Annotated in this window: 11 protein-coding genes; 7 read left to right on the top strand and 4 right to left on the bottom strand. The window is 73.2% G+C overall.

What is annotated here, in order from left to right; all coding sequences use genetic code 11:
- Positions 1–64 precede the first annotated feature (64 nt).
- The gene (locus J4709_RS15090) at positions 65–1264 is read left to right on the top strand and encodes a cytochrome P450 (RefSeq protein ID WP_307801254.1); all 1200 of its coding nucleotides are present in this window, start codon (positions 65–67) and stop codon (positions 1262–1264) included.
- A 3-nt stretch (positions 1265–1267) separates the two neighbouring features.
- Here J4709_RS15090 and gad read toward each other — a convergent pair whose 3' ends face one another.
- The gene (gene gad / locus J4709_RS15085; protein ID WP_208241130.1) at positions 1268–2680 is read right to left on the bottom strand and encodes a glutamate decarboxylase; all 1413 of its coding nucleotides are present in this window, start codon (positions 2678–2680) and stop codon (positions 1268–1270) included.
- Between the two features lie 77 nt (positions 2681–2757).
- On the bottom strand, positions 2758–3423 hold the full coding sequence (locus J4709_RS15080) for a TetR family transcriptional regulator (RefSeq protein WP_208241129.1): 666 nt from the start codon (positions 3421–3423) through the stop codon (positions 2758–2760).
- Between the two features lie 155 nt (positions 3424–3578).
- Here J4709_RS15080 and J4709_RS15075 point away from each other — a divergent pair, with 155 nt between their 5' ends.
- Together J4709_RS15075 and J4709_RS15070 are read left to right on the top strand one after the other, a co-directional pair.
- On the top strand, positions 3579–5201 hold the full coding sequence (locus J4709_RS15075) for an MFS transporter (RefSeq protein WP_208241128.1): 1623 nt from the start codon (positions 3579–3581) through the stop codon (positions 5199–5201).
- 217 nt (positions 5202–5418) lie between these two features.
- Positions 5419–6138: a rhomboid-like protein gene (locus tag J4709_RS15070; protein WP_208241127.1), complete on the top strand. Its 720-nt coding sequence runs from the start codon at positions 5419–5421 to the stop codon at positions 6136–6138.
- A 16-nt stretch (positions 6139–6154) separates the two neighbouring features.
- Here J4709_RS15070 and J4709_RS15065 read toward each other — a convergent pair whose 3' ends face one another.
- On the bottom strand, positions 6155–6769 hold the full coding sequence (locus tag J4709_RS15065) for a hypothetical protein (RefSeq protein ID WP_208241126.1): 615 nt from the start codon (positions 6767–6769) through the stop codon (positions 6155–6157).
- A 12-nt stretch (positions 6770–6781) separates the two neighbouring features.
- A complete protein-coding gene (locus J4709_RS15060; protein WP_208241125.1) occupies positions 6782–8038 on the bottom strand; it encodes a hypothetical protein in 1257 nt (418 codons plus the stop codon).
- Positions 8039–8302: 264 nt separating this feature from the next.
- Between J4709_RS15060 and egtA the strand changes: the two genes are divergently transcribed.
- From egtA to egtD, 4 genes are read left to right on the top strand one after another with little or no spacing between them, the layout of a single operon-like run.
- A complete protein-coding gene (gene egtA / locus J4709_RS15055; RefSeq protein WP_208241124.1) occupies positions 8303–9559 on the top strand; it encodes an ergothioneine biosynthesis glutamate--cysteine ligase EgtA in 1257 nt (418 codons plus the stop codon).
- Positions 9547–10938, top strand: coding sequence for an ergothioneine biosynthesis protein EgtB (egtB, locus tag J4709_RS15050; protein ID WP_208241123.1), 1392 nt, complete (start codon positions 9547–9549; stop codon positions 10936–10938). The genes egtA and egtB overlap by 13 nt, the downstream gene beginning before the upstream one ends.
- 7 nt (positions 10939–10945) lie before the next feature.
- On the top strand, positions 10946–11680 hold the full coding sequence (gene egtC, locus J4709_RS15045; RefSeq protein ID WP_208241122.1) for an ergothioneine biosynthesis protein EgtC: 735 nt from the start codon (positions 10946–10948) through the stop codon (positions 11678–11680).
- Between the two features lie 9 nt (positions 11681–11689).
- On the top strand, positions 11690–12643 hold the full coding sequence (gene egtD / locus J4709_RS15040; protein ID WP_208241121.1) for an L-histidine N(alpha)-methyltransferase: 954 nt from the start codon (positions 11690–11692) through the stop codon (positions 12641–12643).
- Positions 12644–12681: the final 38 nt, after the last annotated feature.

Genomic DNA, 12681 nt, shown 5'->3' with positions numbered 1-12681 from the left:
AAGGGGATCCGGGGCGACGATCGGCATGGCAGAAATCTCCCGATGCGTCACCTTTGGGGTAGCCGTGCAGAAGCTTCCGGAATTCCCGTTCCCGGCCGATCATGCCCTCCGGCCGTCGCCGCTGCTCGCGGACGTGCGGGCCGGTGGTGCGCCCGTCCGGGTCCGGCTCGGGTACGGGGCTCCGGCGTGGCTCGTCACGCGGTACGAGGACGCCCGCACCGTCCTGAGCAGTCCCGTGTTCGGACGCGACCACGAGCGCGCCGGCATCCCGGCCGACCGCATCGCCGGGATGACGCCGGCCGACCCGACCAGCCGGACGCTGCTCAGCGAGGACCCGCCCGACCACACCCGGCTGCGCCGGTTCGTGTACCGGACGTTCACGCCGCGAAGGGTGGAGGAGCTGCGGCCGGGCACCGAGCGGATCGCCGCGCGGCTGCTCGACGCGATGATCGCGGCGGGCTCTCCGGCGGACCTCGTCGAGGGGTTCGGGCTGCCGCTGCCGATCCAGGTCATCTGCGACCTGCTCGGCGTCCCGGTCGCCGACCGGGCCCGGTTCACCGCATGGGCGGACTCGCTGCTCAGCACCGCCGACCGGCCCGTGGCGGAGATCGGCGCCGACATCGACGAGATGAACGGCTACCTGGCGGAGCTGGCGGCGGAGCGGGAGCGGCATCCGACGGGCGACCTGATCGGGTCGCTGGTGCGCGAGCGGATCGAGGGCGACCGCCTCAGCGAGGAGGAGGTGAACAACCTCGTCCGCGCCATGCTGATCGCCGGGTTCGAGACGACCGCCTCGCAGGTCCCGAACTTCGTCTTCCTGCTGCTGGAGAGCGGCGACTACGCGCGGATCGCGGCCGATCCGGGGCTGGTGCCCACGGCGGTCGAGGAGCTGCTGCGGTGCGTGCCGCTGATCGCCCAGGGGTCGCTGACGCGGTTCGTCCTGGAGGAGGTCGAGCTCGGCGGCGTCCTGCTGAAGCCGGGGGACCAGGTCCTGGTGGAGCTGGCCGCCGCCAACCGGGACGCGGCGGCGTTCCCCGAGGCCGACACGATGGACATCGCGCGCGAGGGCAACCCGCACATCGCGTTCGGGCACGGGCTGCACCGGTGCCTGGGCGCGGCGCTCGCCAGGATGGAACTGCAGGTCGCGCTGTCCGCGCTGGTCACGCGGCTGCCCGGGTTGCGTCTCGCGGTGCCGGCCGGAGAGGTGCCGTGGCATGCCGAGCGGTTCGTCCGGCGGCCGAAGGAGCTGCCCGTCGGCTGGTGAGCCTCAGCGGCGGCCCGGGGTCGTCGGGTTCTTGGTCTCGGCGCCGTGGGCGAAGCCGCCGGAGTCGTCGGCCGTCCGGTGCGGAGGCGGCTGGGTGTTGAGCCGGGGAAGCGCGCGGCGCAGCTGGTCCAGCAGCAGGTCGGCGAGGTCGTGGCTGAAGCCGTTGCGGACGACGATGCGCAGCACGGCGAGGTCCTGCCGGTTCGCCGGGAAGGTGTAGGCGGGGACGAGCCAGCCGTGCTCGCGGAGCGCGGCGGAGACGTCGAAGACGTTGAACTCGGCGCCGTCCCCGGCCCGCACGGCGAAGACCGGGATGTCGGACCCGTCGGTGAGCAGCTCGAACGGCCCGAGCTTGGCGATCTCCGCGGCGAGCCGCTTGGCGACGTCGCGGCAGGTCTGCTGGACGCGGCGGTACCCCTCGAAGCCGAGCCGCAGGAAGTTGTAGTACTGCGCGATGACCTGCGCGCCGGGGCGGGAGAAGTTCAGCGCGAACGTCGGCATGTCGCCGCCGAGGTAGTTGACGTGGAAGACCAGGTCGTCCGGGAGGGCTTCCCGGTCGCGCCACAGGGCCCAGCCGACGCCCGGCATGACCAGGCCGTACTTGTGCCCGGACGTGTTGATCGACGCGACGCGGGGCAGCCGGAAGTCCCAGGTCAGGTCCGGGTCGAGGAACGGGGCGATCATCCCTCCGGACGCCCCGTCCACATGGACGGGGACGTCGATCCCGGTGCGCTCGTGCAGGTCGTCGAGCGCCGCGCAGATCTCGGCGACCGGCTCGTAGCTGCCGTCGAACGTGGACCCGAGGATGGCGACGACCCCGATGGTGTTCTCGTCGCACAGCGCAACGGCCTCGGCGGCGCCGAGGTGGTAGCGGTCGCCCTCCATCGGCACGTAGCGGGGCTCGACCTCGAAGTAGTCGGCGAACTTCTCCCAGCAGATCTGGACGTTGATCCCCATCACGATGTTGGGCCGGCCCTTCAGGCCCTTCTTCTGCCAGCGGCGCTTCAGGGCGAGGCCGCCGAGCATCGCCGCCTCGCTGGACCCCGTCGTGGAGCAGCCGACGGCGTGCTTGGGGTCCGGGGCGTGCCATAGCCGGGCGAGCATGTGGACGCAGCGCATCTCCAGCTCCGCCGTCTGCGGGTACTCGTCCTTGTCGATCATGTTCTTCTCGGCGCACTCGGCCATCAGCCGCAGCGCCTCCGGCTCGGCCCACGTGGAGACGAACGTGGCGAGGTTCAGCCGCGCGTTGCCGTCCAGCATCAGCTCGTCGTGGACGAGCTGGTAGGCGGTGCCGGGCTCCATCTCGCGGCGCGGCAGCGCGTACCGGGGCACGTTGACGGGCTCCCGGCTGAAGATGGGGTTGACCTGCAGGTCACGGTCGCCGCGGCCGTCGTGCCGGGGATGTTCGAGCGCCATGGTCGCCTCCTCTCCGAGCCGTCCTCGGGAGGCGGTACCCGCCCGCCCCGGGACCACACCGGGGCGGGCCGCGGGCGCTAGGTGTTGAGGCCGTTCTCCAGGATCTCGAAGGCCTTGTCGACGGTCTCCGCCAGCGAGCCGAACGCGCCGGCGTGCCGCCGGGCGACGTCGGCGGCGGCCTGGAAGCCGCAGGTGGCGGCGGACGCGATCACGTGCGGGCGCATGTCGGTGGCGGGGTCCAGGTCCATCCGCTCGGCGATGATCGCGGTGAGCAGCTGCTGCTTCTTCTGCGCGTGCTCCAGGCTGCCCGCCATCAGGGCCGGGCTGTCGCTCATCATGCTGAACATGCACTGGAAGCGCTCGGGGTCGAAGCCGAGCTCGCCGCGCTCGCAGGCGCTGGCGATCTCCACCACGGTGCGCCGCAGCGCGGTCATGATCGGCTCGTCCGGGGGGCGCTCGGCCAGCGCCGCCATCACGGCGCGGGTCTGCTCCTCCTGGAAGGTGAGCGCGACGTCCTCTTTCGAGGCGAAGTAGCGGAAGAACGTGCGGGACGAGACGTCCACGGCGTCGGCGATCTCCTCGACGGTGGTCGCGTCGAACCCCTTCTCGGCGAAGAGGGTGAACGCGGCGTCGACGAGCGCCTCACGGGTGCGCTGCTTCTTGCGTTCGCGCCGGCCCGGGGGCTGGGGTCCGGGGCCCGCGGGGGCGGTGCCCGGGCGGGTCTCGGGGGCGGTCGCGGTCATGTGCGAAGTGTAACGACGCGCGGACCCGACGCCAAGTGACGGCGGCCGACTGTTGTCGTGATCTGAATCATGTCCGTGTATGACCAGAGGCATTTGACGACAAGTGTCATCCCATGACAGTTTGGAGCCCTCAACGTCGCTACGGAGGCCCGTCCATGTCCCAGCCCCACGGCGCCGAGGTGCTCGACCCCGGCGCGTCCCGCCGCATCCGGCCCCGCGACCAGGCGCGCGGCCGCCCCGCCCGCCCCGGCCACGGGCATCCCTGGCTCACCCTCGTCGCCGTCGCGCTCGGCGTGATGATGGTCGGCCTGGACGCCACCGTCGTCTCCATCGCCAACCCCGCGATCGCCAAGGACCTCGGCGCGTCGCTGTCCGGCCTGCAGTGGGTGACCAACGCCTACCTGCTCGCCCTCGCCGTCACGCTGATCCCGGCCGGCAAGATCGCCGACCGGTTCGGCCGCAAGCGCACCTTCCTCGCCGGCGTGGTCGGCTTCGCCGTCGCCTCGCTGGCGATCGGGCTGTCCGGCGGGCTCGGCATGGTGATCTTCTGGCGGGTCGTGCAGGGCTTCGCGGGGGCGCTCCTGCAGCCCGCGAGCCTCGCCATCCTGCGCAACACCTTCCCCGCCGACAGGCTCAACGCCGCCATCGGCATCTGGGGCTCCACCGTCGGCATCTCCATCGCGGGCGGCCCGATCGTCGCCGGCCTGCTCGTCGAGAACGTCAACTGGGAGTCGGTGTTCTTCCTCAACGCCCCGCTCGGCCTGGTCGCGCTGCTGGTCGGCCTGTGGGTGATCCGCGAGTCCAAGGCCGAGGAGGCGTCCGGCTCCTTCGACCTGCCCGGCGTCGCACTGCTGACCGGCGCGCTGTTCGCGCTGGTCTGGGGCCTGATCAAGGCCGGCGAGCACGGGTTCGGGCACGCCACCCCGCTGGTGTCGTTCGCCGTGTCCGTCGTGCTGTTCGCCGCGTTCGTCTGGAACGAGCTGCGCGTCGAGCGCCCGCTGCTGCCGCTGTCGCTGTTCCGCTCGGTGTCGCTGTCGGCCGCGACCGGGCTGATCGTCCTCGGCTTCTTCGGGATGTTCGGGACGATCTTCTTCATCACCCTCTACCTGCAGCAGGTGCACGGGATGAGCCCGGTCGAGGCCGGCGTCCGGATGCTGCCGATGACCGGGATCTTCATCGTCGCCTCGCCGATCGCGGGCGCGCTCACCAGCCGGTTCGGGCCGCGGCTGCCCCTCGCCCTCGGCATGGGGTTCACCGCGGCCGCGCTGTTCGGCCTGTCCCGCGTCGGCGTGGACGCCCCGTACGTGCAGCTGTGGCCGTGGTTCGTCCTCGTCGGGCTGGCGTTCGGGATGGTCATCGTCGCCGGCACCGAGGCCATCGTCGGCAACGCCCCGGCGCACCTCGCCGGCGTCGCCGGCGGCCTCCAGCAGACCGCGTCGCAGCTCGGCGGCGTCCTCGGCACCTCCGTCCTCGGCGTCCTGCTGTCGACGAAGGTCGGGGACGTCCTGGTCGGGCGGCTCACCGAGTCCGGCGTCCCCGGCGGCGCCGCGCAGAAGCTGTCCGGCACCGGCGGGCTGGTCGCCCAGGGCGTCGCGCCCGTCCCGCCCGGCACGCCGGAGCCCGCCGCGAAGGCCATCACCACCGGCAGCCACCTGGCGTTCATGGACGGCTTCCAGACCTCGCTGACGGTCGCCGGCGCGGTCGCCGTCGTCGCGGTGCTCGCGGCCCTGCTCGTCCGCCGCGGCAGCACCCCGGTGGACGCTGCCGCCGCCGTCTGACCTGCACCGATGACCCGCGGTGCGCCGTCCCACCTGTCGCCCAGGGACGGCGCACCGCGTCGCCGTGCCGAACCCCGGCGCCCTCGCGGGCATCGAACCAGGTGCCCGCGGCGCCCGTACCCGCGGGCAAGGAGGGACCTTGGAGAAGCCGTCGTTTTCCTGTGAGCTTCAGGGGTATCGGGCCGCTGACACCACTGGAGCACCTAGGCTTGCCGGGATGATGGGCGGGTTTATCAAGCGGTATCCGATGCCGTTGACGTTCCTGGGCCTGTTCGCGGCGATGTGGCTGGTGCAGGTCTTCCTGCTGCCGCCCGCGGCCCAGCGCGCCGTCGTGGCCTGGACCAGCACCAACCTGTCGAACCTCGCGGTCGACCCGGTCGGCACGATGGTCGCCTCGGCGTTCGTCGCCGAGGGGTCGCAGGCCGCGCTGCTGGTCGTCGCGGTCCTCGGGCTGTTCCCGGTGGTCCGCCGGTTCGGCAACCTGCGCGCGATCGTGCTGGTCGCGGTCTCGCACGTCACCGGCACGCTGATCAGCCAGGGCATCGCGTTCGTGCGGCTGGAGGCCGGCCTGCTGTCGGACTCGGTCCGGACGATCTCCGACGTCGGCCCGTCCTATGTGCTGTGCGCCGCGCTCGTCGCGGCGATCCTCTACGGCCGGGGCCGGATCCGCCGGCTGCTGGCCTTCGCCGCCTGGGCGTCGCTGCTGCCGTTCCTGTTCGAGGGCCTGTTCTCGCTGGAGGTCGCCGCCGTCGGGCACCTGGTGGCCATGCTGAGCGGCGCGCTCATCGGCGGCGTCCTGCTGCTGCGCGAACGGCGGCGCACCGTCGGGATCACGCCCGTCGCCGACGTCATCGAGGCCGCCGAGGCGAAGGCCGTGCATGCCGTCCAGGACGTCCAGGACTCCCTCAAACCGAACCCCGCCCCGTCCGAGGCCTGACGGAGCAGAAGCTCCGTTACGGCGTGGCGGCGTCCGGCGCAACGGACGTCCGCGCGGCCGCGGCAAGCGCGGCGAGCCCGAGCAGATCCGCGACGGCCCACACCGCGGCCCGCGGCAGGAGCCGGTGCTTGGTGCCGAGGAGGGGACGGGCCACGTCGCCCGCGTCGTGCGGCAGGTAGACCATCGCGATCCGGGTCCCGCCGGACGCCGGGCAGGCGCCGGTGGCGCGCAGTTCGCCACTGGTGCCGTCGGGCTTGATCACATAGCACTGCAGGTAGCGGGTGCCGTGCGTGCCGGTCTGCTCGTCCTGGTAGTCGACGCTCCCGGTGCCCTGCCTGCCGAGGACGAGCATCCCGGCGTAGGCGGCGCCCAGAGCGCCCACGACCAGCAGGGCCCATCCGCCGACGAACAGCCGCCGGGTCGTCCGGGCGACCGCGCGCCCGCCCAGCGCCATCCGGCGCAGCAGCAGCCAGTAGGCGAGCGCCAGCGCGAGCGCGCCGGCGACCATGCCCAGCCCGACGTCGAAGAAGGCCAGGCCGGTCGTGGTGCCGATGGCCAGCACGAACGTCAGCGTCCAGGCGAGTCGCCGCAGCGCCCTGCCGGGCGGCGGCGCCGGCTCCGTGCCCTCCACCGGCGGCGCGGGTCAGCCCTGGCCGGGGTCGGGCGTCGGGTTGGACGTGGGGCTCGGCGCGGGCGTGCCGGTCGAGGGCGGGTCGGACGGGGTGGCCGGCGGCGTGGTCGGGTCCGTCGAGCCGTCGTCCGGCGGGGTCGTCGGGCTGCCGCCGGTGTCCGGGGGAGTGGTCGGGGTGCCCGAGTCCGGCGGTGTCGTCGGCGACGAGTCGCCGGGCTTGGACGGCGTGCCGGTCCCCGGAGCGCCGTCATGCGACGGCGAGGTGTCCGCGGGCGTCTTGCCGGGAGTGCCCGGCGCGGCCGGGGTGCCGGGCGTGCTGCCGTGCCCGGGGGTGCCGTCGGCGGGCTGCGGCGTGCCGTCGAACGCGCCGGTCACCGGGTTCTTCGACGAGCCGGGGGTGTTGTCGCCGGTCGAGCGCTCGGTGCCGGTGAGGCCGGGCGGCGGGTTCTCGGACACCTTGGTCGTCTTCGCCGACGCCGGGTCGGTGCGTCCGCTGCCCGCGGTGGGCACGAGCGAGGCGGCGCCGCCGCCCTTCGCGGCGGGCCAGGACACCAGCAGGCCGATGACGGCGGCCGCGGACGCGGCGACGCCCGCGACCGCGCCGAGGCCCTTGGACCACACGCCGCGCTTCGGCCGCGGCCTGAGGTCGGCGTCGCCGATGACGACGAGCGGGCTCGGGGCCGCGACGGTCGGCAGCGGCCGGTCGGCCTCCGCCTCGCACGCGGCGAGCACCTGGTCGCGCAGCCAGCCGGGCGCGTGCGCCGGGGCGCGCTTGGCGAGCAGCTGCGGCAGCCGGCCCTTCTCGAACGCGGCGATGAGCTCCAGCTCCGGACCGGCGGCGCCGCGCATCAGCGTGTCGAGGACGGCGCGCTCCAGCCGGGACCGGGCGGCGTTCACCAGCTGGACGACGGTGTCGGGCGCGAGGCCGAGGAGGCGCGCGATGTCGCGGACCTCCAGCCACTCGCCGGCCCACAGCAGCAGGGCCTCGCGGTGGTCGGTGCGCAGGCCGCCCGCGGCGCGCAGCAGCGGGTCGGGGTCGGCGTAGGGCAGCCCGCCGGACGGGGCGGCGAAGGCGCCGCGCTCCGCGCAGGCCGTGCGGGACAGGGAGTAGAGCCAGAGCACGCTGTCGCCCCGCGGCGGCTGGTGCACCGCCGCGGCGAAGGTGTCGCCGACCGCCGCCGCCGCGAGCTGGTCGCCGACGAGCGACCAGCAGTAGGCGTACAGGCGGGCGGCGTGCGCGTCATAGAGCGAGCCCAGGTCGCCGCGCATGTGACCTCCCGGTCGTCTCGCTGCTGGCACCGGCCTGCACGAATCCGTGCATACCGGTAGGTAGCGGGACTCTAGCGCCTCCCGTCAACCGGTGAGAAGCCAGGGTGTGAAACATCATGTCGAATAGTACGGAAAGTAATCACTTTGATGGCGGACGGTCATGTTCACCCAGATTTAAGGAAGTTCCCGAAAATTCGCGGATTCCTGATCCGGTTCAGCAGGGAAGGATTCGAACCCGTGATCGAATTCTGTCGGGGAGGTCGCGTGCCACGGCTCACCGAGGACGGCGTCTACCAGCACATTTACGGCGTCTGCTTCAAGACCGGCCCGCCCGGGACGGTCGGCGCGGAGACGGAGTGGTTCGTCGTCGACGCCGCCGACCGCGCCGCGCACGTTCCCGCGCGGCGGGTCCGGATGCTCGTCGACGAGGCCGGGCCGCCGCCCGGCGGGAGCGCCGTCACCTACGAGCCCGGCGGGCAGCTGGAATTGAGCTCGGCGCCGTTCCACGGCGTTTCCGAACTGCATTCGGCGCTCGCCGGGGACATCGCGCACGTGCGGGACGCGCTCGCGCCGGCCGGGCTGGACCTGGTCGGCCACGGCGTCGACCCCGTCCGGCGGCCCCGCTTTCAGGCCGAGCACCCCCGCTACGGGTGCATGCGCGACTACTTCAGCGCGGGCGGTTTCGCCGACGCCGGGCTGGCGATGATGTGCTCGACCGCGTCCGTCCAGGTCTGCCTCGACATCGGGGCCGACCGCGCCGACGCGGCCCGCCGCTGGCGGCTCACGCACGCGCTCGGGCCCGTGCTGATCGCCGCGTTCGCCAACTCGCCGGTCAAGGCCGGCCGACGCACCGGCCTGCGCTCGTCCCGGCAGGCCATCTGGACCGAGCTGGACCCGTGCCGCACCCTGCCGGTGCTGCGCGACGGCGCGGACGGCGACCCCGCCGAGGCGTGGACGCGGTACGCGCTGGACGCCCGGGTCATGCTGGTCAAGACCGCGTCCGGCGAATGGGTCTCCGACCCGGGCATGTCCTTCAAGGAGTGGCTCGACAAGGGCGAGCCCGGCCAGGCGGACCTCGACTACCACCTGTCCACGCTGTTCCCGCCGGTCCGGCCGCGCGGCTGGCTGGAACTGCGGATGATCGACGCGCTGCCGGCCCGGTACTGGCCGGTGCCCGTCGCCGTCACGGCCGCGCTGCTGGACGACCCGGCCGCGTCCCGCACCGCCGAGGAGGCGGCCGAACCGGTGGCCCGGCTGTGGGCGGAGGCGGCCCGCGACGGGCTCGCCGACGCCTCGCTGGCCGCCGCCGCGCGCGCCTGCTTCACCGCGGCGCTGGACGCGCTGCCGCGGATGGGCGCGGCCGGGCTCGTCCCGCTGGTGGAGGAGTACGCGCGCCGCTACGTCGAGCGCGGGCGCACCCCCGCCGACGACGGCCCCGTGCACGACACGGCCCTGCACGACATGGCCGTGCACGGCGCTCCCACCACGACGTCCGAGGAGGACCCGACATGGCCCCGCTGAGCTCCCCGGGCCCGCTCGCCGAACAGGGCGAGGACGCGCTGAAGGACCTGATCGCCGACGAGCTCGGCGGGGTCCGCGCCCGCAGTTTCGGCCTGACGACCGACGTCCTCGACGGGGACGGCCTCACCTCGCAGGTGTCGCCGCTGATGTCGCCGCTGGTCTGGGACCTGGCGCACGTCGGCAACTACGAGGAGCTGTGGCTGCTGCGGGCCGCCGCGGGCGCCGAGCCGATGCGCCCGGAGATCGACGGCCTGTACGACGCGTTCGAGCATCCGCGCGCCGAGCGGCCGTCGCTGCCGCTGCTGCCGCCGGACGAGGCGCGCGCCTACATCGGCGCGGTGCGCGCCAAGGTGCTTGACGCGCTCCCGTCCGTGCGGTTCGACACCGCGAACCCGCTCACGTCGGGCGGGTTCGTATACGGGATGGTCGTCCAGCACGAGCACATGCACGACGAGACGATGCTGGCGACGCATCAGCTCCGCAAGGGTGCTCCGGCCTTGCTCGACCCTGTGGCGGAGCCTCTGCAGAAGCCCGCCGCGGCGGACGGACGCGACGAGGTGCTCATTCCTGCCGGCCCGTTCGAGATGGGCACGTCGGACGACCCATGGGCCTACGACAACGAGCGTCCGGGCCACATGGTCGACGTGCCCGCCTACTACATCGACGTGGAGCCCGTCACCAACGCCGCCTATCTCGCCTTCATGGAGGCGGGCGGATACGACGAACCGCGCTGGTGGACCCCGGCGGGCTGGGAATGGCGCAGCACCACCGGCAAGCGCGCGCCCGCGTTCTGGACGAAGGAAGGAGGGCAGTGGCTGCGGCGCAGGTTCGGGCGTACCGAGCCCGTTCCGCCGCACGAACCCGTCCAGCATGTGTGCTGGTACGAGGCGGACGCCTACGCGCGATGGGCCGGCAAGCGCCTCCCCACGGAAGCCGAGTGGGAGAAGGCCGCGCGCTGGGACCCGGTCCTACAGCGCTCCAGGGCGTTCCCCTGGGGCGACGTCTATGAGGAGGGCCGCGCCAACCTCGGTCAGCGGATGCTGCGCCCGTCCGATGCGGGCTCCTACCCGTCCGGTGCGTCGGCCTACGGGGTCCGGCGGCTCATCGGCGACGTGTGGGAGTGGACGTCGTCGGACTTCCACGGCTACCCGGGCTTCCGCTCGTTCCCCTACAAGGAGTACTCCGAAGTGTTCTTCGGTCCCGACTACAAGGTTCTGCGGGGCGGCTCGTGGGCGACGCACCCGCTCGCCATACGCGGCTCCTTCCGCAACTGGGACTATCCCATACGGCGGCAGATCTTCTCCGGGTTCCGCTGCGCGCGTTCCGCGGTTGCCGGGGGGCGTGGGGGGGGCGTCCCCCCACAGGGCGCATGTGGGTGAGGTCTGAGTGTGCCGCCATCTCGGTTACATCGGCCCCGAGCGGACGCTGCACTCGCTCGTCTACGAGGGGGAGTACTCCCTTGAGCACCAGGCGTACGCGCCGCGCATGACGCAGGGGAACCTGCTGAACGCCGACGGGTACGGCGCCGGCTGGTACCAGGACGGCGCGCCCGTCCGGTTCCGGCGGGCCCAGCCGCTCTGGACCGACCAGTCGTTCCGCGAGATCGCGGGCGCCGTCCGCGCGTCCTGCGCCGTCGCGGCGATCCGCTCGGCGACCATCGGGTTCCCCGTGGACGAGTCGTGCGCGCAGCCGTTCCGCGAAGGCCCCTGGCTGTTCAGCCACAACGGCAAGGTCGAGGGGTTCGCCGGCGTGGAGGCCAAGCTCCGCGAGCTGGCCGGGGACCTCGCCGGCGTCCCCGACGCCCGCGCCCCGCTCGACTCGGCGCCGCTGTTCGCGCTCGCCGTCCGGAACTGGCGCGGCGGCGCGTCCCTCGGCGACGGCCTCGCCGCCGTCGTCGGCGCCGTCACCGGCCTCACCGGCGGCCGCTACAACCTGCTCGCCTCCGACGGGACGGCGCTCGCCGCCACCACCTGGGGCGACTCGCTGTTCGTCCGCGAGGACGCGGACGCCATCCGGATCGTCTCCGAACCGCTGGACGACCGTCCCGGCTGGCGGCCCGTCCCGGACCGCTCGCTCGTCACCGCCGGACCGCAGTCCGGCGTTCGTATAGACCCGCTGTAGGAGGACCACGTGGACCGGTTCCTGACCGCCGACGACCTCGCCAAGACGCTCCGACAGGACGTCCGGGAGGGGCTCACCGGCACGCCGAAGACCCTGCCGCCCAAGTGGTTCTACGACGAGCGCGGCAGCGCGCTCTTCGAAGAGATCACCAAGCTGGAGGAGTACTACCCGACCCGCCGCGAGCGCGAGATCCTCACCGCGCGCGCGCCCGAGATCGCCGCCGTCACCGGAGCCCGCACGCTGCTGGAGCTGGGCGCCGGGTCGGGGGAGAAGACCCGGCTGCTGCTCGGCGCCCTCGACAAGACGCTGCGCGCCTACGTCCCGGTGGACGTCAGCGGCGACTTCCTGGAGGAGGCCGCCGCCGGGATCGCCGCCGACCATCCCGGCCTCACCGTCCGGACGGTCGTTGCCGACTACGAGCAGCACCTGCACCTGCTGCCCGCCGGAGAGCGCCGGCTGATCGCCTTCCTCGGCGGGACGATCGGCAACATGCCGCCCGCCGCCCGCATCGGCTTCCTCGGCGGGCTGCGCGCCACCATGGACGACGGCGACTTCCTGCTGCTCGGCGCCGACCTCGTCAAGGACCCCGGGCGGCTCGTCCGCGCCTACGACGACGCGGCGGGCGTCACCGCCGAGTTCGACAAGAACGTCCTGCACGTCATCGACCGGGAGCTGGACGCCGACTTCGACGCGGACGCGTTCGAGCACGTCGCGGTCTGGAACGGGGCCGAGGAGTGGATCGAGATGCGGCTGCGCTCCACCCGCGACCAGGACGTCCGCGTCGGCGGCCTCGACCTGGACGTGCACTTCGCGGCGGGCGAGGAGATGCGCACCGAGATCTCCGCGAAGTTCCGCCGCGAGCGGCTCGCGTCGGAACTGGGCGCCGCCGGGATGGAGATCGCCGAGTTCTGGACCGACGAGGCGGGCGACTTCTCCCTGACGCTCGCACGTCCGGCCCGATGACGATCGGTGCCCCTGTGGGGGGACGGCCCCCCACAGGC

The organism is Actinomadura violacea, from assembly GCF_017573465.1.
Classification (GTDB): domain Bacteria; phylum Actinomycetota; class Actinomycetes; order Streptosporangiales; family Streptosporangiaceae; genus Spirillospora; species Spirillospora violacea.
This window is presented reverse-complemented; position numbering and strand designations above follow the sequence as displayed.

Coding starts and splice junctions, on each gene's coding strand:
- egtB (WP_208241123.1), top strand. CDS start 9,547: ATGGCCCCGCTGAGCTCCCCGGGCCCGCTCGCCGAACAGGGCGAGGAC.
- gad (WP_208241130.1), bottom strand. CDS start 2,680: ATGGCGCTCGAACATCCCCGGCACGACGGCCGCGGCGACCGTGACCTG.
- J4709_RS15060 (WP_208241125.1), bottom strand. CDS start 8,038: ATGCGCGGCGACCTGGGCTCGCTCTATGACGCGCACGCCGCCCGCCTG.
- J4709_RS15080 (WP_208241129.1), bottom strand. CDS start 3,423: ATGACCGCGACCGCCCCCGAGACCCGCCCGGGCACCGCCCCCGCGGGC.
- J4709_RS15070 (WP_208241127.1), top strand. CDS start 5,419: ATGATGGGCGGGTTTATCAAGCGGTATCCGATGCCGTTGACGTTCCTG.
- J4709_RS15075 (WP_208241128.1), top strand. CDS start 3,579: ATGTCCCAGCCCCACGGCGCCGAGGTGCTCGACCCCGGCGCGTCCCGC.